Genomic DNA, 21,514 nt, shown 5'->3' with positions numbered 1-21,514 from the left:
GGATACCCTGGAGGGCGACTGACCTGCCCCGCCCCCGACCCTGAGGACCGACGAGCGCCGTGTTCGATACTCTCTCCGACCGCCTTAGCGCGACTTTCAAAAACCTCAGGGGCAAGGGCCGCTTGTCCGAGGCGGACATCGACGCCACGGCTCGCGAGATCCGTATCGCCCTGCTCGAGGCCGATGTCGCCCTCCCCGTGGTCCGCGCTTTCATCGCCAACGTCAAGGAGCGGGCGCGTGGCGTCGAGGTCTCCCAGGCGCTGAACCCCGCACAGCAGGTCGTCAAGATCGTCAACGAGGAGCTCGTCGGCATCCTCGGCGGCGAGACCCGGCGGCTCCGGTTCGCCAAGACCGCGCCCACCGTGATCATGCTCGCGGGCCTTCAGGGCGCGGGTAAGACCACCCTCGCCGGAAAGCTCGGACTCTGGCTCAAGAGCCAGGGCCACTCCCCGCTGCTCGTCGCCTGTGACCTCCAGCGTCCCAACGCCGTCAACCAGCTGAGCGTCGTCGCCGACCGCGCGGGGGTCGCGGTCTACGCGCCGGAGCCGGGCAACGGTGTGGGCGACCCGGTGAAGGTCGCCAAGGACTCCATCGAGTTCGCCCGGTCCAAGGTCCACGACATCGTCATCGTCGACACCGCCGGACGCCTCGGCATCGACGAGGAGCTGATGCGGCAGGCCGCGGACATCCGCGACGCCGTCAGCCCGGACGAGATCCTCTTCGTCGTCGACGCGATGATCGGCCAGGACGCGGTCAACACCGCCGAGGCCTTCCGTGACGGCGTCGGCTTCGACGGCGTGGTGCTCTCGAAGCTCGACGGTGACGCCCGCGGTGGTGCCGCCCTGTCGATCGCCCATGTCACGGGCAAGCAGATCATGTTCGCGTCGAACGGTGAGAAGCTCGAGGACTTCGACGCCTTCCACCCCGACCGCATGGCCTCCCGCATTCTCGACATGGGTGACCTCCTCACCCTGATCGAGCAGGCGGAGAAGACGTTCAGCCAGGAAGAGGCCGCCAAAATGGCCTCCAAGCTGGCGTCGAGCAAGGGCAAGGACTTCACGCTCGACGACTTCCTGGCGCAGATGGAGCAGGTCAGGAAGATGGGCTCCATCTCCAAGCTGCTCGGGATGCTGCCCGGCATGGGGCAGATCAAGGACCAGATCAACAACATCGACGAGCGCGACGTCGACCGCACGGCCGCGATCATCAAGTCGATGACTCCGAAGGAACGCGCCGAGCCGACCATCATCAACGGCTCGCGTCGGGCCCGTATCGCCAAGGGCTCCGGTGTCGAGGTCTCCGCGGTGAAGAACCTGGTGGAGCGGTTCTTCGAGGCGCGCAAGATGATGTCGAAGATGGCCCAGGGCGGAGGTATGCCCGGTATGCCGGGCATGCCTGGCATGGGTGGCGGGCCCGGCCGTCAGAAGAAGCAGGTCAAGCAGGCCAAGGGCAAGCGCAAGAGCGGCAACCCGATGAAGCGCAAGGCCGAGGAGCAGGCCGAGGCGGCCCGCCGTGAGCAGGCGGCACAGGGGGGCGCGTTCGGTCTGCCGGCCCAGGAGGACAAGAACTTCGAGCTGCCGGACGAGTTCAAGAAGTTCATGGGCTGACCGGCCCGGGTCACGGACGGAGGGGCGCCCCACCGAGTGGGGCGCCCCTCCGCGTGTGCGTGACGTCACGCTGTCACGTCACGCACACCAGGTAGCGGAAGACGTTCGGCATCCACACCGTGCCATCGGGCCGCAGATGCGGATGCAAGGCCTCCGCGACTTCCTTCTCCACCTGGGAACGGTCCGTCGTCCGTATCGCCGTGTCGAACAACCCGGTCGACAACAGCCCGCGAACGGCGCTGTCCACGTCCGCATAGCCGAACGGGCAGGAGACCCGGCCCGAGCCGTCCGGCTTGAGCCCGGCCCGCGCCGCCACCTCCTCCAGATCGTCCCGCAGCGCCGGCCGCCAGCCGCTCCCCGAGCGCGGGGCGCGCGCCGACTCGGTCAGCCGGGCCGCCACCCGCAGCACCGGAGCCGTGGCGCACCGCTCGGGCGGTCCCCAGCCCGCCAGCACCACCGTGGCCCCCCGCACGGCGTGCGGCACGGCGGAGGCCAGCGCTGGTGCGAGCCCCTCGGCGTCACCGGCCGCGCAGCCGATCGGCTGGAAGGCGGTCAGCAGGTTGTACGGAGCCTCGCCGTCCGGGGCGGCCGCCGGAACGCTGTCGACGAGCCTCGCCGCCCCCGTGCCCGTACGCCCGGGGCCGGTGTCGTGTCCCGGATCGGAAGCGAGACGCTCGCGGGCCAGGGCGAGCCGTTCACGGTCGGTGTCGACGCCGGTGACGCGTGCCCCGCGCGAGGCCGCCATCAGCAGAGCGAGCCCGGAACCGCATCCGAGGGAGAGCATCCGCGTACCGGCCCCGACTTCGAGGCGCTCGTACACCGCCTCGTAGAGCGGTGCGAGCATGCGCTCCTGGATCTCGGCCCAGTCGCGGGCGCGGGTACCGGAGTCCACCGGGGCGGACGAATCCGCGTACCTGTGGTGCCGGACGAGCGTAGGTGTCATGGAATGCGCCCCAATCCGCCGTGAGGTCGGTCGTGCCCGAGTGAGGTCCCCCATGTCTATGTGCTGTGTATGCGCCCACAGCCCCCGTATGCCAGAGAACTCCGCATCGGCGGTCCCGTCCAGAGGCCGGACGGGGTGGGATGGGCATTGCTCGCGTGCTCCGGTCGTGCGCCCCCGGGCGCGCCATGCCCGGTGCGGGCGCCTGGAACAGCACGCCTGCCGCTCGCTTCCTCACAGTCTCACCCGACACGCGGGGCGCAGCACGTCGAGCGCCCCGGCCCGGTGCACGACCGCGGCGCGGCCCTTGCCCGGTGCCGGGTAATGTCGCTCGTGGGGCGCCCGTCCACGCGGGTGCGTACGCGCTGCTACGTACCACATTGGTGCGAGCTGTGAGACTTCTCCGCTGATCTGCGCACCCGCCCTCGTCCGGACGCATCAAGGGCAACTGACTGGTACGTGCAAATTATTTGGGATGCCCCGGAATAGGAACACCGGAGCACTCAGGCTCGTTGTCACGACGTGAGCACGACACCACCTGTACTTGCCGCAGAGCTGGCGCAGGCGTGGGCCGACATTCAGCGGTACCACCCCGAGCTGCCCGATCTTGCCGCGCCAGAGTCCCTGATCGGAGAGTCCTCGTCCGCCTGTGGCGCCGAGCTCTCCTTCGAACGGCTGCTCCATGAGGCAGTCCACGGCATCGCGGCCGCGAGAGGTGTCCGGGACACCTCCCGCGCCGGCCGCTACCACAACAGACGCTTCCTCGCGATCGCCGAGGAGCTGGGCCTCGATCACGCCGAGGAGCCCCACCCCAGCAGCGGATTCTCGCTGGTCACGCTGAATCCCGAGGCCAAACGCAGGTACCGTCCCACCACGGAACGGCTGCAGCGTGCGCTCAAGGCGCACACCGTCGCCACCGCGGCGGACACGAAGCGCTCGTTCCGCGGTCCCGCGGCGCGGCACGGCTCGTCCGGGGGAGGGGTGCGGGTCAAGGCCGTCTGCGACTGCGGGCGCAACGTCCGCGTCGTTCCCTCTGTCCTCGCCCAGGCCCCGATCGTCTGCGGTGGCTGCGGAAAGCCCTTCCGCATCCCGGAAGCGGCGGTCGCGGTGGGGTGACCCGACGGGGTGTGGCACAATGGCTAGCTGTACTCGACAGTCGCATAGGACCCCTCTCTCCTCCGGCTGACGCGTCCATCGGGCACCCGAGTACCGCAACCCCACGTGGCATCTTTTGTGCCCACCCACGTCAGAGACCAGGAGACACCACTTCCGTGGCAGTCAAGATCAAGCTGAAGCGTCTGGGCAAGATCCGTTCGCCTCACTACCGCATCGTCGTCGCCGACTCCCGTACCCGCCGTGACGGCCGGGCCATCGAGGAGATCGGCCTGTACCACCCGGTGCAGAACCCCTCGCGCATCGAGGTCAACGCAGAGCGCGCGCAGTACTGGCTGTCCGTCGGCGCCCAGCCGACCGAGCCGGTCCTCGCGATCCTGAAGCTCACCGGTGACTGGCAGGCCCACAAGGGCCTCCCGGCCCCCGCGCCGCTGCTGCAGCCGGAGCCCAAGGCTGACAAGCGCGCCCTGTTCGAGGCTCTGACCACGGACGGCGACGAGGCCAAGGGTGAGGCCATCACCCAGAAGGCCAAGAAGTCGGACAAGAAGGCGGACGAGGCGGCTGACGCTGCGTCCACCGAGTCGACCGAGGCCTGAGCGTGCTCGAGGAGGCTCTTGAGCACCTCGTGAAGGGCATCGTCGACAACCCCGACGATGTGCAGGTCGCCTCGCGTGACCTGCGCCGTGGACGCGTGCTCGAGGTCCGGGTTCACCCCGACGACCTCGGCAAGGTGATCGGCCGTAACGGCCGCACCGCGCGCGCCTTGCGTACCGTCGTGGGTGCCATCGGCGGCCGTGGAATCCGTGTCGATCTCGTCGATGTGGACCAGGTTCGCTAAGAGTTGAACACCGGCCGGGGCCGGGGAGGGCTTTCGAGCCGTCCCCGGCCTTTGTCGTCCGTACATGACCGCCTCCCATGTGCCGGTCGGCCCAAGAGATCACCAGGAGAAGTAGCGTGCAGTTGGTAGTTGCGCGGATCGGTCGCGCCCATGGCATCAAGGGCGAGGTCACTGTCGAGGTGCGCACCGACGAGCCCGAGCTCCGGCTCGGGCCCGGGGCCGTGCTGGCCACGGAGCCCGCCCACGTGGGACCGCTGACGATCGAGACCGGCCGGGTGCACAGCGGCAGGCTGCTGCTGCGCTTCGAGGGTGTGCGCGACCGTACGGCCGCCGAGGCGCTGCGCAACACCCTGCTGATCGCCGAGGTGGACCCGGCGGAACTCCCGGAGGATCCCGAGGAGTTCTACGACCACCAGCTGATGGACCTGGACGTCGTCCTCGCCGACGGCACGGAGGTCGGCCGGATCACCGAGATCACGCATCTGCCGTCCCAGGACCTGTTCATCGTGGAACGGCCGGACGGCAGCGAGGTGATGATCCCGTTCGTCGAGGAGATCGTCGCCGAGATCGACCTGGAGGAGCAGCGGGCCGTCATCACCCCGCCGCCGGGCCTGATCGACGAGAGCGAGGCCGTGATCGCCTCCACGCGCGACGAGGACGAGGCGGAAGCGGCAGTGGGCGACGCCGGGCGTGACGGGAAGAAGGGCGACGCGTGATGCGGCTCGATGTCGTCACGATCTTCCCCGAGTACCTGGAACCCCTGAACGTCTCGCTCGTCGGCAAGGCGCGCGCCCGGGGCCGTCTCGACGTACACGTCCATGACCTGCGGGACTGGACCCACGACCGGCACAACACGGTGGACGACACCCCTTACGGCGGGGGCCCCGGCATGGTCATGAAGACCGAGCCCTGGGGCGAGGCCCTGGACGACGCGCTGGCCGGCGGGTACGAGGCCGGGGCGCACTCCCCGGTCCTCGTGGTGCCCACGCCCAGCGGCAGGCCCTTCACCCAGGAGCTCGCCGTCGAGCTCTCGGAACGGCCGTGGCTGATCTTCACCCCCGCCCGCTACGAGGGCATCGACCGCCGGGTGATGGACGAGTACGCCACCCGGATGCCGGTCATCGAGGTGTCCATCGGGGACTACGTCCTGGCCGGCGGGGAAGCCGCCGTCCTGGTGATCACCGAGGCCGTGGCCCGGCTGCTGCCCGGAGTGCTCGGAAACGCCGAGTCGCACCGGGACGACTCGTTCGCGCCCGGGGCCATGGCCGACCTGCTCGAGGGCCCGGTCTACACGAAACCTCCCGAGTGGCGCGGGCACGGCATCCCCGAGGTGCTGCTCAGCGGCCACCACGGGCGGATCGCACGCTGGCGACGGGACGAGGCCTTCCGGCGGACCGCTCTCCACAGGCCCGATCTCATCGAGCGTTGCGAGGCGTCCGGTTTCGACAAGAAGGACCGGGAGATGCTCTCCATCCTCGGCTGGTCCCCGGCGCCTGACGGACGATTTTGGCGCAGGCCCGAGGCCGTGGAAGAATAGGCCCGCTGTACGTCCGGTGTGCGCCCCTGCCACAGGGGGAAAGTCGTCCGCCCGATGTGATCAGCATCCGAACTTCACTCTTCAACCCTCCCGTCGATGACCTGTGGCATCGCCGAAGAAAGCAGACAACATGACTTCGCTGCTCGATGGCGTCAACGCCGCCACCCTCCGCACCGACCTCCCGGCCTTCCGCCCCGGTGACACCGTCAACGTCCACGTGCGCGTGATCGAGGGCAACCGCTCCCGTATCCAGCAGTTCAAGGGTGTCGTCATCCGTCGCCAGGGCTCGGGCGTCAGCGAGACCTTCACGGTCCGCAAGGTCTCCTTCAGCGTCGGCGTCGAGCGCACCTTCCCGGTGCACAGCCCGATCTTCGAGAAGATCGAGCTCGTCACCCGCGGTGACGTCCGTCGCGCCAAGCTGTACTTCCTCCGTGAGCTCCGCGGCAAGGCCGCGAAGATCAAGGAGAAGCGCGACCGCTGATCCACCTCCGGCGTCCACAGCGCGGCCGGATAGAATCCGGCCCCGATGGACACGGAAGCACAGCACACGGAGCGCGATCGCTCCTCCGGCCCCGCAGACGCGCCGGAGGAGGGGTCGCGCTTCACGCATGTCCCGGACCCACGAGTCCCGGCCACCTCGATGTCCTGGGGACGTACCGTCCTCCTGGGCATGCTCTGCACGGTCGCCCTGTTGCTGTTCAGCACGTTCGTACTGCAGCCCTTCCTCATTCCCAGTGGCTCGATGGAGCCCACGCTGCGGGTCGGTGACCGGGTCCTCGTCAACAAACTGGCGTACCGTTTCGGCTCGGAGCCTCACCGCGGCGACGTGGTGGTCTTCGACGGCACCGGTTCCTTCGTGCAGGAGACGCCGTCCGGGGAGAACCCCGTCGGTGTGCTGCTGCGCGGGGCGGCCGCGTCCCTGGGGCTGGTCGAGCCCGCCGGGTCCGACTTCGTGAAGCGGGTGGTGGGCGTGGGGGGCGACCGTGTGGTCTGCTGCGACAGGGGGGGGAGGCTCGAGGTGAACGGCGCACCGGTGGACGAGGAGTACCTGTACCCGGGTGACCGCCCGTCCCAGGTCGACTTCGACATCGTGGTGCCCGACGGCACGCTCTGGGTGATGGGCGACCACCGCAGCAAGTCGCGCGACTCCCGCGACCATCTGGGCCGGCCCGGGGGCGGTATGGTGCCCGTCGAGCGTGTGATCGGGCGGGTCGACTGGCTCGGCTGGCCGCTCGGCAGGCTCGGCTCACTGGAGGGCACCGAAGCATTCACCGGCATACGGCCGGCGGACGCGCGGCATGGGTAACCGGGGGCGCAAGCGGGGGGAGCCGGATTCCGACCCCCCGCTGTCCACCGGGCCGAGGCCGGTCACGAGCCGCTCACTGCCTACACGGGCGGAGCGGCGCAGACTGGCTCGTAAGGTGAAACGCCGCAGACGCCGGTCCGCGATCAAGGAGATACCCCTCCTCGTCCTGGTGGCGCTGCTGATCGCGCTGGTGCTCAAGACCTTCCTCGTCCAGGCCTTCGTGATCCCCTCCGGGTCGATGGAACAGACCATCCGGATCGGCGACCGTGTCCTGGTGGACAAACTGACCCCGTGGTTCGGCTCCGAACCCCGGCGTGGCGATGTCGTCGTCTTCAAGGACCCGGGCGGCTGGCTGCAGCAGGAGAGTGCCCCCGCCGAGGACCCGCCCGCGGGTGTCAAGCAGGTCAAGGAACTGCTGACCTTCATCGGACTGCTCCCCTCCGAGGACGAGCAGGATCTGATCAAGCGCGTGGTGGCCGTCGGGGGCGACACCGTTAAGTGCTGCGGTGCCGACGGCAGGATCACGGTCAACGGGGTGGCGCTCGACGAGCCGTACCTGAACCCGGGCGATGTGCCCTCCACCCTCGAATTCGAGGTGCGTGTCCCCGAGGGCCGCATCTTCGTGATGGGTGATCACCGGTCGAATTCCGCGGACTCGCGCTTCCATCTCGACAAACCGGGGAAGGGCACGGTGTCGGAGGACGAGGTGGTGGGCCGGGCTGTGGTGATCGCCTGGCCGTTCGGGCACTGGCGCAGGCTGGAGGAGCCCGGAACGTATGCCTCGGTCCCCGACGGGAGCGTCGGAGCGGCGGCTGGGGCGCTCCCGTCGAATAGTGTGTCCTCCCAGGATCGCAACGGAATGGTCCTGCTCCCGACCCCTGCGGAACTCCCGCTCGTTATGGGAGTGGTGGGCCTGCGCCGAATCGGGCGTGGGCGGTGGCACGGAGTGAGGAGTGGATGTGGGGGATTTGGCGGTCGGCGCACGATCCGGACACGACGAACCCGAGGACCGGCCTACGAGCAGCGAGGTCCCGGTGGAGGCGGAGAGTGACGGCGAGTCCCCGGACGGTGGCAGTACGGCGGTGAAGAAGCCGCGCTCGTTCTGGAAGGAGCTGCCGCTCCTCATCGGCATCGCGCTGGTTCTCGCGCTGCTGATCAAGACGTTCCTCGTACAGGCGTTCTCGATCCCCTCGGACTCCATGCAGAACACCCTGCAGCGGGGTGACCGGGTGCTGGTCGACAAGCTGACTCCGTGGTTCGGCTCGGAGCCGGAGCGCGGAGAGGTCGTGGTCTTCCATGACCCGGGCGGCTGGCTGGAGGACACCGCGACGCCCGAGCCCAACGCGGTACAGAAGTTCTTGAGCTTCATCGGGCTGATGCCGTCCGCCGAGGAGAAGGACCTGATCAAGCGGGTCATCGCCGTCGGCGGTGACACCGTCCAGTGCAAGAAGAACGGGCCGGTGACGGTCAACGGCAAGGCGCTGGACGACAAGTCGTTCATCTTCGAGGGGAACAGTGCCTGCGACGACGAGCCGTTCGGTCCGATCCATGTACCGGAGGGCCGGATCTGGGTGATGGGTGACCACCGGCAGAATTCGCTGGACTCCCGCTACCACCAGGAGCTGCCCGGTCAGGGCACGGTGTCCACGGACGAGGTCGTCGGGCGGGCCGTCGTCGTGGCCTGGCCGGTCAACCGCTGGGCGACCCTCCCGGTGCCCGGTACGTTCGACCAGCCCGGGCTGAACGCGGTTGCCGCCGCTGCTGTGCCCGGAGCACTGGGTGTAGCCGGAGCGCTGCCCCTGGTGTTCTGGCGTCGCCGCAGGCTGACCCGCGGGCATACCGCCGGGTAGGGTGCCGACTCGGATCAGCGATTGTCGATCTCCGATGGGGAGCGCTGGGATGAGTGGATCAGAAGGACACGACGGCCGTGGCCGGCTCGGCGACACGTTGTCGAACCTGGCCGTGGCCGTCGGCTGTGTGCTCTTCCTCGGCGGGTTCGCCTGGGGAGCGGTTGTGTACAAGCCGTACACCGTGCCGACCGACTCGATGACACCGACGGTGAACGCCGGCGACCGCGTCCTCGCGGAGCGGATAGACGGCGATGACGTGCGGCGTGGCGACGTGGTCGTGTTCACCGACTCGACATGGGGTGACGTGCCCATGGTGAAGCGGGTCGTCGGTGTGGGGGGTGACAAGGTCGCCTGCTGCGACAAGGACGGTCGGCTCACCGTCAACGGCAAGCCCATCGAGGAACCGTATCTGCGGGCGAAGGGTGCCCTGTCGCTCACCTCGGCGGACGGTGGGGCCCCGGCCTCACCCCAGAAGTTCACGGCCGATGTGCCCGAGAACCAGCTCTTCCTCCTCGGAGACGAGCGCAACACCTCCATGGACTCCCGCGTCCACCTCGAGGACCCGGGGCAGGGCTCGGTGCCCCGCGGCGCGGTCCAGGCGCGGGTGGACGCAGTGGCCTGGCCCGTGAACGGGATGATCGGCCGGCCCGAGGCCTTCGCCGCCCTGCCCGGCGGTGTCTCGTCCGACGGTCCCCTGCCCCTGCAGGCCGGCGCCGTCGTAACGGGTGCGGTGCTCATCCTCGGCGGAGCGGCCTACGGCCCGTTGGCACGCTCCCGGCGGGGGAGCAAGCGGCCGAAGGTGTCCACCGGTGCCCACTGAGACACGCAAGGTCGCCAGAGTGGTGCTCCTGGACCCGGACGACCGGATCCTGCTGCTGCACGGCTACGAGCCCGAGCGTCCGGACGAGCGCTGGTGGTTCACCCCGGGTGGCGGCCTGGAGGGCGAGGAGACCAGGGAGGAGGCGGCCCTGCGTGAGCTCGCCGAGGAAACCGGGATCACGGACCTCTCCCTCGGTCCGCCGCTGTGGACAAGGATCTGCTCCTTCCCGTTCGACGGGCGGCGCTGGGACCAGGACGAGTGGTACTTCCTGGCCCGTACGTCGCAGACGGCCACCGATCAGAAGGGCCTCACCGAGCTGGAGCTGCGCAGCGTCGCCGGTCTGAGGTGGTGGACTTCCGCCGAACTTCTGGCCACGCGTGAGACGGTGTATCCGACCAAGCTCGCCGGGCTGCTGCGCACGCTGCTCGACGAGGGTCCCCCGAGTGTTCCGCTTGTTCTCGCCCCCGAAATCGTCTAATCGGTCAGAGGTGCGTGGGGCTGACGCACAATAGGGGGACGCACGGCTGAAGGGGAACATGCCATGAGTGCCGAGGACCTCGAGAAGTACGAGACCGAGATGGAGCTGAAGCTCTACCGGGAGTACCGCGATGTCGTCGGTCTGTTCAAATATGTGATCGAGACCGAACGGCGCTTCTACCTCACCAACGACTACGAGATGCAAGTGCACTCGGTCCAGGGTGAGGTATTTTTCGAGGTTTCCATGGCGGATGCGTGGGTCTGGGACATGTACAGGCCTGCCCGGTTCGTCAAGCAGGTCCGCGTGTTGACGTTCAAGGACGTGAATATCGAGGAGCTCAACAAGAGCGACCTCGAACTCCCGGGCGGCTGATTCCTCAGACGTTCCCCGATGTCCCGGTTCACTCTTCCGAGTGGCCGGGATATTCACATCGACCCGGTTGTCCACCAAGATCCAACAGATCGGGCGGGGCGCGTCACAGTCGGTGCCGGAGGTGGTGCCGATATGAACGCACGGGGGGCACTCGGGCGGTACGGCGAGGATCTGGCGGCACGGCTGCTGGCGGACGCCGGTATGACGGTGTTGGAGCGCAACTGGCGGTGTCGCGCGGGAGAGATCGACATCGTCGCCAGGGACGGCGACGCGGTGGTCGTCTGTGAGGTGAAGGCCCGTAGGGCGGGCTGCTTCGAGCATCCGATGCAGGCCGTCACCCCGGCCAAGGCCGACCGGCTGCGCCGGCTCGCCGAGATCTGGCTCGACCGGCACGGCGGCCCGCCACCGGGCGGAGTCCGGATCGACCTGATCGGCGTGATCCTGCCCAGGCGTGGCGCCCCGGTCGCCGAACACGTGCGGGGCGTGGCCTGATGGGGTTCGCGCGGGCATGCTCCGTGGCCCTGGTCGGCGTCGAGGGCGTGGTGGTGGAGGTCCAGGCCGATCTGGAACCAGGAGTGGCGGCGTTCACGCTCGTCGGTCTGCCGGACAAGAGCCTGGTGGAGAGCCGTGACCGGGTCAGGGCCGCGGTCGTCAATTCCGGGGCCGAGTGGCCGCAGAAGAAGCTCACGGTGGGCCTGTCCCCCGCCTCCGTACCCAAGAGCGGTTCGGGTTTCGATCTCGCTGTCGCGTGTGCGGTGCTCGGCGCGGCCGAGCGGATCGACCCCGCCGCCATCGCCGATGTGGTGATGATCGGGGAGCTCGGCCTCGACGGCAGGGTGCGCCCGGTACGCGGAGTACTGCCGGCGGTGCTCGCGGCGGCCGAGGCGGGGTACCGGCACGTCGTCGTCCCGGAACAGACCGCGGGGGAGGCCGCCCTGGTGCCGGGTGTCTCCGTCCTCGGCGTACGGAGCCTGCGCCAGCTGATCGCCGTCCTCGGCGACGAACCGGTGCCGGAGGAGCCGTCCGCCGACCGAGGCCGCCCCGACACGATGCTCGCCGGGCTGATGGTGCCCGGGGCGGGCCTCGGCACGGGGCTGGCCCCGGTGTCGGCCGACGGCGCGGCGCACCGGCCCGATCTGGCCGATGTGGCGGGCCAGGGCAGGGCGCGCAAGGCCTTGGAGGTGGCGGCGGCGGGCGGACACCATCTGCTGCTCTCCGGACCGCCGGGCGCGGGGAAGACCATGCTGGCCGAGCGGCTCACGGCGCTCCTGCCACCGCTCTCCCGGCAGCAATCCCTCGAAGTGACGGCGGTGCACTCGGTCGCGGGCATCCTGCCACCCGGGGAACCCCTGATCAGCAGAGCGCCGTACTGCGCACCGCACCACTCGGCGACGATGCAGTCACTCGTGGGCGGGGGGAACGGCCTGCCGAGGCCGGGAGCGGTCTCCCTGGCGCACCGGGGCGTCCTCTTCCTCGACGAGGCCCCGGAGTTCTCCGGCCGGGCGCTCGACGCGCTACGCCAGCCCCTGGAGTCCGGGCACGTGGTGGTCGCGCGTGCGGCCGGGGTCGTCCGGCTGCCCGCGCGCTTCCTGATGATTCTGGCCGCGAACCCCTGCCCGTGCGGCAGGCACACCCTGACCGGGGCGGGGTGCGAATGCCCGCCCTCCGCCGTCCGCCGCTATCAGGCGCGGCTGTCCGGCCCGTTGCTCGACCGCGTGGACCTGCGCGTGGAGGTCGAACCGGTGGGAAGGGCTGACCTGATGGGGAGCGGTGGCCGGGGCGAGTCCTCCGCCGAGGTCGCCGCCCGGGTACGGGAGGCCAGGACGCGCGCCGGGGAGCGGCTCGCCGGCACTCCCTGGACCACCAACAGCGAAGTGCCCGGGCACGAGCTGCGGACCAGGTTGGTCACGGCGCCCGGCGCCCTGATGGCGGCCGAACGCGACATGGAGCGTGGCGTTCTCACGGCCCGTGGCCTCGACCGGGTCCTGCGCGTGGCCTGGACCGTGGCGGACCTCAGGGCCGCCGACCGCCCGGACGCCTCCGATGTCGCGGTGGCACTGGAGCTCAGGACGGGCATCCAGCGGGGAGCCCCGATGCAGGCGGGTGCCCTGTGAGCGCGCCGCAGGGCGCCGCCGGGCAGGAGCGGTCGGGGTCCGCCCACGGCTCGAGTGCACGGGAGCGGCTGGCGAGGGCCGCCCTCACCCGGGTGTTCGAGCCGGGGGACGAGCGGGGTGGCCGCTGGATCCGCGAGATCGGGCCGGTCGAGCTGATACGGCGTCTCGCCGGTACGGACGGATCGGCGCTGACGCTCAAGGGGATGACGGAGCCCCGGCTCGCCGGTTACCGCCTGCGTGCGGCGGGCGCCGACCCCGGGCGGGACCTGGCGGACGTGGCCGCGATCGGCGGGCGGTTCGTCTGCCCGGGTGACCGGGAGTGGCCGAGCCAGCTCGACGACCTCGGTGACGCACGGCCCATCGGGCTCTGGGTGCGCGGCCGGATCGACCTGCGCCTCTGGGCGCTGCGCTCGGTGGCCGTGGTCGGCGCCCGGGCCTGCACGCCCTACGGGGCGCACATGGCGGCGACGCTCGCGTCGGGGCTGGCCGAGCGGGGCTGGGTCGTGGTCTCCGGTGCGGCGTTCGGGGTGGACGGCGCCGCCCATCGCGGAGCGCTGGCCGCAGGTGGGGCGACCATGGCGGTACTGGCCTGCGGCGTTGACGTGGCCTATCCACGGGGACATGCCGAGCTGATCGGACGCATCGTGGAACAGGGACTGATCGTGGGCGAGCTGCCGCCCTCGGACCATCCCACGCGCAGCCGATTCATCCTGCGGAACAGGGTGATCGCGGCACTCACGCGAGGGACGGTGGTGGTGGAGGCCGAATACCGCAGCGGCTCACTGGTCACCGCGAGGAACGCCCTCCGGCTGGGCCGTTTCACCATGGGAGTGCCGGGCCCCGCCACCAGCGGCCTCTCGGCAGGGGTCCATGAACTCCTGCGCGGCGAGGGCGTCCTGGTCACGGATGCGGCCGAAATCGTCGAACTGGTAGGGGAGATCGGTGCTCTGGCCCCGGCCAGAAGCGGTCCGGTCCTGCCCAGGGACCGCCTCGATGCCGTCTCCGCACGAGTGCTGGACGCACTGCCGTGGACGGGTGCCGTGGACGGGCGTGACGTGGCCCGGGGTGCCGGGACGTCGACGGATGAAGCCCTCGGTCGTTTGTACGAACTGAACTCACTGGGGTTCGTCGAACGTGAGGGCGGGGGGTGGCGGTTGACGCAGGGACGGACACCCGATGAGGGCGTGCGGCGAGGCGGTACTTGACCCGGAGCATTCGGGTGAAAAGGTGAAGCCGGTGACCTCGGCAACACCCTGTCAGGCCTCCGGGGGCGGTGTGAGCGGTGCGGCCCTCGCCGTCGGCCCTGTCGGTGGACAGGGTCGACGGCGGCGAATTCGGGGGTGATCACACCTCACGGTTCGTTCGTCCTGAGCGCACCGCAACACCTCAGTCACGCTACGCTCACGAGGAATCCGCCCCAGAGACACGTCCCAGCACTTCACAGCAGAACGGCTCAAGGCACCACATGCCCCAGCACACCTCCGGGTCTGACCGCGCGGCAGTACCACCGGCTGCGCGTGGCACTGTGCGCCCTCCCGCCCCCACCTCGCTCGACGAGTTGTGGCGTTCGTACAAGACCACTGGTGACGAGAGGCTGCGCGAGCAGCTGATCCTGCACTACTCACCCCTGGTGAAGTACGTCGCCGGCCGGGTCAGCGTGGGACTGCCGTCCAACGTGGAGCAGGCGGACTTCGTCTCGTCCGGTGTCTTCGGGCTGATCGACGCCATCGAGAAGTTCGACATCGAGCGAGCCATCAAGTTCGAGACCTACGCGATCACCAGGATCCGCGGCGCGATGATCGACGAACTTCGGGCGCTGGACTGGATCCCCCGGTCGGTGCGGCAGAAGGCCCGCAACGTCGAGCGCGCCTACGCCACGCTGGAGGCACAGTTGCGGCGTACGCCTTCGGAGGCGGAGGTCGCCGCGGAGATGGGTGTCGCCATCGAGGAACTGCACGCTGTTTTCAGCCAGTTGTCGCTCGCCAACGTGGTGGCCCTGGAGGAGTTGCTGCATGTCGGCGGCGAGGGCGGCGACCGGCTGAGTCTGATGGACACGCTGGAGGACACGGCGGCCGACAACCCGGTCGAGGTCGCCGAGGACCGCGAGCTCAGGCGGCTGCTCGCCCGCGCCATCAACACACTCCCGGAGCGGGAGAAGACCGTGGTCACGCTCTACTACTACGAAGGGCTGACACTGGCCGAGATCGGCAATGTGCTCGGTGTCACCGAGAGCAGGGTCAGTCAGATCCACACCAAGTCGGTGCTGCAGCTCCGGGCGAAGCTGGCCGACTCCGGACGCTGAGCCGGAGCGGCTTCGGCCACCCGGCCGCAGACGCGGACCCCCCTACGATCCGTCGCCGCCGTAGAGTGGAGGCGTGCCCAGGATTCGAGCGGCCTCCGTGGCCGAGCACCGGACCATGCAGCGCGGCGCCCTCCTGGACGCCGCACGCTCCTTGCTGTCCGAGGGCGGTACGGAGGCGCTGACCTTCCCCGCTCTCGCCGAGCGCACCGGCCTCGCCAGGTCCTCCGTCTACGAGTACTTCCGCTCCCGAGCCGCTGTGGTCGAGGAGCTCTGCGCCGTCGACTTCCCCGTCTGGGCCGCCGAGGTCGAGAACGCGATGGAGCGGGCCGAGGCCCCCGAGGCGAAGATCGAGGCCTATGTGCGCAGGCAGCTCGACCTGGTCGGAGACCGGCGGCATCGCGCGGTCGTGGCCATTTCCGCGAGCGAGCTGGACGCGGGCGCGCGGGAGAAGATCCGCGCGGCGCACGGCGGACTGATCGCCATGATCGTCGAGGCGCTCGCCGACCTGGGCCACACCGAGCCGAGGCTCGCGGCCATGCTGCTGCAGGGCTCCGTGGACGCCGCGGTGCGCAGGATCGAGCTGGGCGCGGCGGAGGAACCAGGCACTGTCGCGGACACGGCCGTGGCCATGGTCCTGCGCGGAGTCCGGGGCTGAGCAGCGGGCCCGCGGCCCGCCTCCGGGAGCGGTACGCCGAACACCGGCAACAGCCGGGACGGCCCCCGTCGCCGCAGTGACGGAGGGAGCAGCGACAGCGGATCCAGGTAGACGTTCCCGCGCCGCAACCCCCAGTGCAGGCAGCCGGAGGCGCAGTGGGACGGCTCCGCCCCGACCACCCCCACCACCTGCCCGGCGACCACCGCGTCGCCTGCGGCGACCCGCGCCCGCACCGGCTCGTACGTGAAGCGGAGCGGCGGCTCCCCGCTCCCGGACACGTCGACGGAAACCACCCCGCGCCCCGCCACCGGCCCCGCGAACGCGACCCGGCCCGGAGCGGCCGCCCGTACCGGGGTGCCCGGCGGTGCGGCGAGGTCGACGCCGCGATGGCCCGGCCCGTACGGACCGACGGGCGGCTCCCAGCCCCGTACGACCAGGGGCCGGCCCGCGAGCGGCCAGACGCGGTCGCCGCGGGGCGGTGCTCCCGTCTCGGCCCTGGCGGTGGCCGGCCCGAGCAGGACGACGAGCAGCGCGGCCAGCAGCGCGGCCGGCAGCGCGGCCGGCAGGGCCACGTGCGGCGCGGCGGGCACCGCGTCCGGCAGGGCGACACGGGGGCGACCGGAGGTTTTTCCAGGTGGGCGGCACATGACGGAAACGATCCCCCGAAGCCCCGTCCCGCGGGGATCACGGTCCGGATCTGTGGACGACCGGGCGGTTGTGGACATCGCCGTCACCCGGCACCCGACGGGTCCCGTACACTTCTTCTGGCGATCCGGGTCACCGGGTCGACTTCGCACGCCCCGCCACCTCCCTCTCTGCGGACGGTGGCCGCGCTCCTCGGTCCCTCGTGGAACGGCGCGTCGGGGCGTCAGGCGCGACAGCAATCCTGCGGTCGCGGCAACCGAGAACCTCAAGGAGTACGGCCATGGCCGTCGTCACGATGCGGGAGCTGCTGGAGAGCGGCGTCCACTTCGGTCACCAGACCCGTCGCTGGAACCCGAAGATGAAGCGCTTCATCTTCACCGAGCGCAACGGCATCTACATCATCGACCTGCTCCAGTCGCTGTCGTACATCGACCGCGCCTACGAGTTCGTCAAGGAGACCGTCGCCCACGGCGGCTCCATCATGTTCGTGGGCACCAAGAAGCAGGCCCAGGAGGCCATCGCCGAGCAGGCGACGCGCGTCGGCATGCCGTACGTCAACCAGCGTTGGCTCGGTGGCATGCTCACCAACTTCTCCACCGTCTACAAGCGCCTTCAGCGTCTGAAGGAGCTCGAGCTCATCGACTTCGAGGACGTGGCCGCCTCGGGCCTCACCAAGAAGGAGCTCCTGGTCCTCTCCCGCGAGAAGGCCAAGCTGGAGAAGACCCTCGGTGGTATCCGCGAGATGCAGAAGGTGCCGAGCGCCGTCTGGATCGTCGACACCAAGAAGGAGCACATCGCCGTCGGTGAGGCGCGCAAGCTCCACATCCCGGTCGTCGCGATCCTCGACACCAACTGCGACCCCGACGAGGTCGACTACAAGATTCCGGGCAACGACGACGCGATCCGCTCCGTCACCCTGCTCACCCGCGTGATCGCCGACGCCGTGGCCGAGGGCCTCATCGCCCGTTCCGGTGCCGCCACCGGTGACTCGAAGCCGGGCGAGAAGGCCGCCGGCGAGCCCCTCGCCGAGTGGGAGCGCGACCTGCTCACGGGCGACAAGAAGGCGGACGCCGAGGGTTCGGCCGAGGTCCAGTCCTCGGTCGAGACCGAGAAGGACGCCGCCGAGGACGCCAAGCCGGCTGCCGTTGCCGAGGAGCAGGCTGCCGAGCAGGTCGAGGCCCCCGCTGCCGAGGCTCCGGCCGCGGACGCCGAGCAGGCCTGACACCCGTCAGTCACGGCTGAATGACGGCGGGGGCCGGTGCACCAGCACCGACCCCGCCGTTCACCCGTAGATCTTTCAGACTTCGAGAGAGAAACAGACTCATGGCGAACTACACCGCCGCTGACGTCAAGAAGCTCCGCGAGCTCACCGGCGCCGGCATGATGGACTGCAAGAAGGCCCTCGACGAGGCCGACGGCAACGTCGACGGCGCGGTCGAGGCCCTCCGTATCAAGGGCCAGAAGGGCGTCGCCAAGCGCGAAGGCCGTTCCGCCGAGAACGGTGCCGTCGTCTCCCTCGTCTCCGAGGACAAGACGTCCGGCGTTCTGGTCGAGCTGAAGTGCGAGACGGACTTCGTCGCCAAGGGCGACAAGTTCCAGGCCGTCGCCAACACGCTCGCCGCGCACGTCGCCGCGACCTCCCCGGCCGACATCGAGGCGCTCCTCGCCTCCGAGATCGAGCCCGGCAAGACCGTCCAGGCGTACGTGGACGAGGCCAACGCCAACCTCGGCGAGAAGATCGTCCTGGACCGCTTCGCGCAGTTCACCGGTGCGTACGTCTCCGTGTACATGCACCGCACCATGCCCGACCTGCCGCCGCAGATCGGTGTGATGGTCGAGCTGGACAAGGCCGACGCCGAGCTGGCCAAGGGCCTCGCGCAGCACATCGCCGCCTTCGCCCCGAAGTACCTGTCCCGCGAGGACGTCCCCGCCGAGGTCGTCGAGGCCGAGCGCCGCGTCGCCGAGGAGACCACGCGCGCCGAGGGCAAGCCCGAGGCCGCGCTCCCGAAGATCGTCGAGGGTCGCGTCAACGGCTTCTTCAAGGAGGCCACCCTCCTCGGCCAGCCGTACGCGCTGGACAACAAGAAGTCCGTCCAGAAGGTCCTGGACGAGGCCGGTGTCAGCCTGAAGCGCTTCGCGCGTATCAAGGTCGGCATCTGAGTCCGTCCGCGAACAACGGTGGACCCCGATAGGGTCTGGTGCAGTCGTCGGCCGCACCCAGCCGGACGACCGCAGATCTGACGAGGAGGCCATTGCCGCTGAGGGACAACAGACCCACCGGCAATGGCCTTCTTCGTATGTGCACGAGGAGAATTCCCATGAACAAGGGCGCGGACGCCACCCAGGGCGACCACAAACGCGACGACGACAAGATTTCCGGCCGCTTCATGCTGAAGCTGTCCGGTGAGGCGTTCGCCGGCGGCGGCGGTCTGGGCGTGGACCCGGATGTCGTGCACGCCATCGCGCGTGAGATCGCGGCCGTCGTGCGCGACGGCGCGGAGATCGCGATCGTCATCGGCGGCGGCAACTTCTTCCGCGGTGCCGAGCTCCAGCAGCGCGGCATGGACCGGGCGCGCTCCGACTACATGGGCATGCTCGGCACGGTCATGAACTGCCTGGCACTGCAGGACTTCCTGGAGAAGGAAGGCATCGACTCACGCGTCCAGACCGCCATCACCATGGGCCAGGTCGCGGAGCCGTACATCCCGCTCCGTGCCGTACGGCACCTGGAGAAGGGGCGCGTCGTCATCTTCGGGGCCGGTATGGGAATGCCGTACTTCTCCACCGACACGACCGCCGCCCAGCGCGCTCTGGAGATCGACGCGGAGGCGCTGCTGATGGGGAAGAACGGCGTGGACGGGGTCTACGACTCCGACCCGAAGTCCAACCCCGACGCGGTGAAGTTCGACGCCCTGGAGTACGGCGAGGTGATCGCCCGCGACCTCAGGGTCGCCGACGCCACCGCCATCACGCTCTGCCGGGACAACCAGCTCCCGATCCTGGTCTTCGAACTGACCACGGAGGGCAATATCGCCCGCGCGGTCAAGGGTGAGAAGATCGGCACGCTGGTGAGCGACGAGAGCACCCGGGCCTGACGGCCCCAACGATGGACAACGGCCTGCCGGTCGGACACCGTGCAGGTGAGGACGCGACGCAGGATCCGCAGGACCCGACGATGCCGGGTCCGCTCAAGACACGCAGGAGCACGTGGTGATCGAAGAAATCCTCCTCGAGGCCGAGGAGAAGATGGAGAAGGCCGTCGTGGTCGCGAAAGAGGACTTCGCCGCGATCCGCACCGGCCGTGCGCACCCGGCGATGTTCAACAAGATCGTCGCGGACTACTACGGCGCGCTGACCCCGATCAACCAGCTGGCCTCGTTCTCGGTCCCCGAGCCGCGGATGGCCGTGGTGACCCCGTTCGACAAGACCGCGCTGCGCAACATCGAGCAGGCGATCCGTGACTCCGACCTCGGGGTCAACCCGAGCAACGACGGCAACATCATCCGTGTGACGTTCCCCGAGCTCACGCAGGACCGTCGCAAGGAGTTCATCAAGGTCGCCAAGACCAAGGCCGAGGACTCCAAGATCTCGATCCGCTCCATCCGCCGCAAGGCCAAGGAGACGCTCGACAAGCTCGTCAAGGACAAGGAGTCCGGCGAGGACGAGGTCCGCCGTGCGGAGAAGGAGCTCGACGACACCACCGCGAAGTACGTCGCACAGGTGGACGAGCTGCTCAAGCACAAGGAAGCCGAGCTGCTCGAAGTCTGATGAACGACTCTTCCCGGGGCGCCCCGCAGGGAGCCGGCTACTGGGGCGCGCCCGAGATGGGGGCCGCCCCGGCGGGTCCTGCTTACGATGTGCACGGCGCCCAGCAGACTCGGCCCATGCCCATCGTGCCGGACGTTCCCGACGCAGGTAGAGACGCCGACGACCGCGACGACCGGAACAGGGACGCCGCGCGCGTCAGTGGCCCCCTGTTCCGTGACGAGAAGCCGGAGCCCATGTCCACCCCGTTGCCGTCACCCCCGCCGCAGAAGAAGCGCGCGGGGCGTGATCTGCGTGCCGCCATAGGGGTCGGTCTCGGGCTCGGCGCGGTCGTCGCCGGGTCGCTCTTCGTCGTGAAGGCCGTCTTCGTCGGTGTCGTGGTGCTGGCGGTGGTGGTCGGTCTCTGGGAGCTCACCTCCCGCCTCAAGGAGCGCAAGGGCATCGACGTCCCCCTCGTGCCGCTCGCCGTCGGCGGCGCCGCCATGGTCGTCGCCGGCTATGTGCGGGAGGCGGAGGGCGCCTGGGTCGCCATGGCCCTCACGGCCCTCGCGGTGCTCGTGTGGCGGATGACGAAGCCGCCCGAGGGCTACCTCAAGGACGTCACGGCGGGTGTCTTCGCCGTGTTCTACGTGCCGTTCCTGGCGACGTTCGTCGCCATGATGCTCACCGCGGACGACGGTGCGTGGCGTGTCCTGACCTTCCTCCTGCTGACCGTGGTCAGCGACACCGGTGCGTACGCCGTCGGTTGGCGCTTCGGCACGCACAAACTGGCACCGCGCATCAGCCCCGGGAAGACCCGCGAGGGACTGCTCGGGGCGATCGGTTTCGCGATGGTGGCCGGCGCCCTGTGCATGGAGTTCCTGATCGACGGCGGGAGCTGGTGGCAGGGGCTGCTGATGGGTCTCGCCGTCGCCGCCAGCGCCACGCTGGGGGACCTGGGCGAGTCCATGATCAAGCGGGACCTCGGCATCAAGGACATGGGCACGCTGCTGCCCGGCCACGGCGGCATCATGGACCGGCTCGACTCGCTCCTGCCGAGCGCGCCGGTCGTGTGGCTGCTGCTGGTGCTGTTCGTCGGCTCCGGCTGATCAGGCCTCGTAGACACTTACTGACCTGGGGTTTTGCGCGTAGGGGTCCGTCGTCCACAGGGCGGCGGGCCCTTACTCGTATGT

24 protein-coding genes and 1 pseudogene are annotated in these 21,514 nt (G+C 69.7%); 23 read left to right on the top strand and 2 right to left on the bottom strand.

What is annotated here, in order from left to right:
• Positions 1 to 59 precede the first annotated feature (59 nt).
• Positions 60 to 1,607 (top strand): signal recognition particle protein, encoded by a 1,548-nt coding sequence (gene ffh, locus ACFYSH_RS04865; protein ID WP_359472880.1) that lies wholly within the window; start codon positions 60 to 62, stop codon positions 1,605 to 1,607.
• A gap of 73 nt (positions 1,608 to 1,680) precedes the next feature.
• Here the strand turns inward: ffh and ACFYSH_RS04860 are convergent, their stop codons facing one another.
• Entirely contained in the window at positions 1,681 to 2,550 is an 870-nt protein-coding gene (locus ACFYSH_RS04860) for a methyltransferase domain-containing protein (protein ID WP_359472878.1), read from the bottom strand.
• Positions 2,551 to 3,069: 519 nt separating this feature from the next.
• On the opposite strand from ACFYSH_RS04860, the gene ACFYSH_RS04855 reads away from it, so the two are divergent.
• From ACFYSH_RS04855 to ACFYSH_RS04775, 17 genes are all read left to right on the top strand, one after another.
• A complete protein-coding gene (locus ACFYSH_RS04855) occupies positions 3,070 to 3,663 on the top strand; it encodes a hypothetical protein (RefSeq protein WP_003965961.1) in 594 nt (197 codons plus the stop codon).
• A 155-nt stretch (positions 3,664 to 3,818) separates the two neighbouring features.
• Complete coding sequence (rpsP, locus tag ACFYSH_RS04850; protein WP_359472876.1) at positions 3,819 to 4,256, top strand: 30S ribosomal protein S16; 438 nt, start codon at positions 3,819 to 3,821, stop codon at positions 4,254 to 4,256.
• A gap of 2 nt (positions 4,257 to 4,258) precedes the next feature.
• Positions 4,259 to 4,498, top strand: a complete 240-nt coding sequence (locus tag ACFYSH_RS04845; RefSeq protein ID WP_014153811.1) for an RNA-binding protein — start codon at positions 4,259 to 4,261, stop codon at positions 4,496 to 4,498.
• Between the two features lie 116 nt (positions 4,499 to 4,614).
• Positions 4,615 to 5,214, top strand: a complete 600-nt coding sequence (gene rimM / locus ACFYSH_RS04840) for a ribosome maturation factor RimM (protein WP_359472874.1) — start codon at positions 4,615 to 4,617, stop codon at positions 5,212 to 5,214.
• Positions 5,214 to 6,035, top strand: coding sequence for a tRNA (guanosine(37)-N1)-methyltransferase TrmD (gene trmD, locus ACFYSH_RS04835; RefSeq protein ID WP_359472988.1), 822 nt, complete (start codon positions 5,214 to 5,216; stop codon positions 6,033 to 6,035). The genes rimM and trmD overlap by 1 nt, the downstream gene beginning before the upstream one ends.
• Before the next feature lie 130 nt (positions 6,036 to 6,165).
• Positions 6,166 to 6,516 carry a 50S ribosomal protein L19 gene (gene rplS / locus ACFYSH_RS04830; RefSeq protein ID WP_359472872.1) on the top strand — a complete coding sequence of 117 codons (351 nt, stop codon included), beginning with the start codon at positions 6,166 to 6,168 and terminating at the stop codon, positions 6,514 to 6,516.
• 45 nt (positions 6,517 to 6,561) lie between these two features.
• On the top strand, positions 6,562 to 7,341 hold the full coding sequence (lepB, locus tag ACFYSH_RS04825) for a signal peptidase I (RefSeq protein ID WP_359472870.1): 780 nt from the start codon (positions 6,562 to 6,564) through the stop codon (positions 7,339 to 7,341).
• Entirely contained in the window at positions 7,334 to 8,392 is a 1,059-nt protein-coding gene (lepB, locus tag ACFYSH_RS04820) for a signal peptidase I (RefSeq protein WP_359472868.1), read from the top strand. Before lepB (ACFYSH_RS04825) ends, lepB (ACFYSH_RS04820) begins: the two co-directional genes overlap by 8 nt.
• Entirely contained in the window at positions 8,310 to 9,191 is an 882-nt protein-coding gene (lepB, locus tag ACFYSH_RS04815; protein ID WP_359472985.1) for a signal peptidase I, read from the top strand. Before lepB (ACFYSH_RS04820) ends, lepB (ACFYSH_RS04815) begins: the two co-directional genes overlap by 83 nt.
• A 49-nt stretch (positions 9,192 to 9,240) precedes the next feature.
• Positions 9,241 to 10,011: a signal peptidase I gene (gene lepB / locus ACFYSH_RS04810; protein ID WP_359472866.1), complete on the top strand. Its 771-nt coding sequence runs from the start codon at positions 9,241 to 9,243 to the stop codon at positions 10,009 to 10,011.
• Entirely contained in the window at positions 10,001 to 10,489 is a 489-nt protein-coding gene (locus tag ACFYSH_RS04805) for an NUDIX hydrolase (protein ID WP_359472864.1), read from the top strand. The genes lepB (ACFYSH_RS04810) and ACFYSH_RS04805 overlap by 11 nt, the downstream gene beginning before the upstream one ends.
• 63 nt (positions 10,490 to 10,552) lie before the next feature.
• Positions 10,553 to 10,861 (top strand): DUF2469 domain-containing protein, encoded by a 309-nt coding sequence (locus tag ACFYSH_RS04800; RefSeq protein WP_003965949.1) that lies wholly within the window; start codon positions 10,553 to 10,555, stop codon positions 10,859 to 10,861.
• Between the two features lie 132 nt (positions 10,862 to 10,993).
• Complete coding sequence (locus tag ACFYSH_RS04795) at positions 10,994 to 11,353, top strand: YraN family protein (RefSeq protein WP_359472862.1); 360 nt, start codon at positions 10,994 to 10,996, stop codon at positions 11,351 to 11,353.
• Positions 11,353 to 12,975 (top strand): YifB family Mg chelatase-like AAA ATPase, encoded by a 1,623-nt coding sequence (locus tag ACFYSH_RS04790; protein ID WP_359472860.1) that lies wholly within the window; start codon positions 11,353 to 11,355, stop codon positions 12,973 to 12,975. The genes ACFYSH_RS04795 and ACFYSH_RS04790 overlap by 1 nt, the downstream gene beginning before the upstream one ends.
• Complete coding sequence (dprA, locus tag ACFYSH_RS04785) at positions 12,972 to 14,180, top strand: DNA-processing protein DprA (RefSeq protein ID WP_388750914.1); 1,209 nt, start codon at positions 12,972 to 12,974, stop codon at positions 14,178 to 14,180. The genes ACFYSH_RS04790 and dprA overlap by 4 nt, the downstream gene beginning before the upstream one ends.
• Positions 14,181 to 14,440: 260 nt before the next feature.
• On the top strand, positions 14,441 to 15,277 hold the full coding sequence (gene whiG, locus ACFYSH_RS04780; RefSeq protein WP_359472858.1) for an RNA polymerase sigma factor WhiG: 837 nt from the start codon (positions 14,441 to 14,443) through the stop codon (positions 15,275 to 15,277).
• 97 nt (positions 15,278 to 15,374) lie between these two features.
• Entirely contained in the window at positions 15,375 to 15,932 is a 558-nt protein-coding gene (locus ACFYSH_RS04775) for a helix-turn-helix domain-containing protein (protein WP_359472979.1), read from the top strand.
• 158 nt (positions 15,933 to 16,090) lie between these two features.
• Here the strand turns inward: ACFYSH_RS04775 and ACFYSH_RS04770 are convergent.
• Positions 16,091 to 16,579: pseudogene (locus ACFYSH_RS04770) on the bottom strand (peptidoglycan DD-metalloendopeptidase family protein); the annotation flags it as partial.
• Between the two features lie 278 nt (positions 16,580 to 16,857).
• On the opposite strand from ACFYSH_RS04770, the gene rpsB reads away from it, so the two are divergent.
• From rpsB to ACFYSH_RS04745, 5 genes are all read left to right on the top strand, one after another.
• Positions 16,858 to 17,799 (top strand): 30S ribosomal protein S2, encoded by a 942-nt coding sequence (rpsB, locus tag ACFYSH_RS04765; protein ID WP_359472856.1) that lies wholly within the window; start codon positions 16,858 to 16,860, stop codon positions 17,797 to 17,799.
• A gap of 101 nt (positions 17,800 to 17,900) precedes the next feature.
• Positions 17,901 to 18,737, top strand: coding sequence for a translation elongation factor Ts (gene tsf / locus ACFYSH_RS04760; RefSeq protein ID WP_359472854.1), 837 nt, complete (start codon positions 17,901 to 17,903; stop codon positions 18,735 to 18,737).
• Between the two features lie 158 nt (positions 18,738 to 18,895).
• Entirely contained in the window at positions 18,896 to 19,672 is a 777-nt protein-coding gene (pyrH, locus tag ACFYSH_RS04755; RefSeq protein ID WP_359472852.1) for a UMP kinase, read from the top strand.
• A 115-nt stretch (positions 19,673 to 19,787) separates the two neighbouring features.
• The gene (gene frr, locus ACFYSH_RS04750; protein ID WP_351276217.1) at positions 19,788 to 20,345 is read left to right on the top strand and encodes a ribosome recycling factor; all 558 of its coding nucleotides are present in this window, start codon (positions 19,788 to 19,790) and stop codon (positions 20,343 to 20,345) included.
• Positions 20,345 to 21,430, top strand: a complete 1,086-nt coding sequence (locus ACFYSH_RS04745) for a phosphatidate cytidylyltransferase (protein WP_359472849.1) — start codon at positions 20,345 to 20,347, stop codon at positions 21,428 to 21,430. Before frr ends, ACFYSH_RS04745 begins: the two co-directional genes overlap by 1 nt.
• The last annotated feature ends 84 nt before the right edge of the window (positions 21,431 to 21,514 follow it).

Source organism: Streptomyces sp. NPDC005791 (genome assembly GCF_042871485.1).
GTDB lineage: Bacteria > Actinomycetota > Actinomycetes > Streptomycetales > Streptomycetaceae > Streptomyces.
Note: the sequence above shows the minus strand (reverse complement) of the source record. Positions and strands in the feature narration are given on the sequence as shown.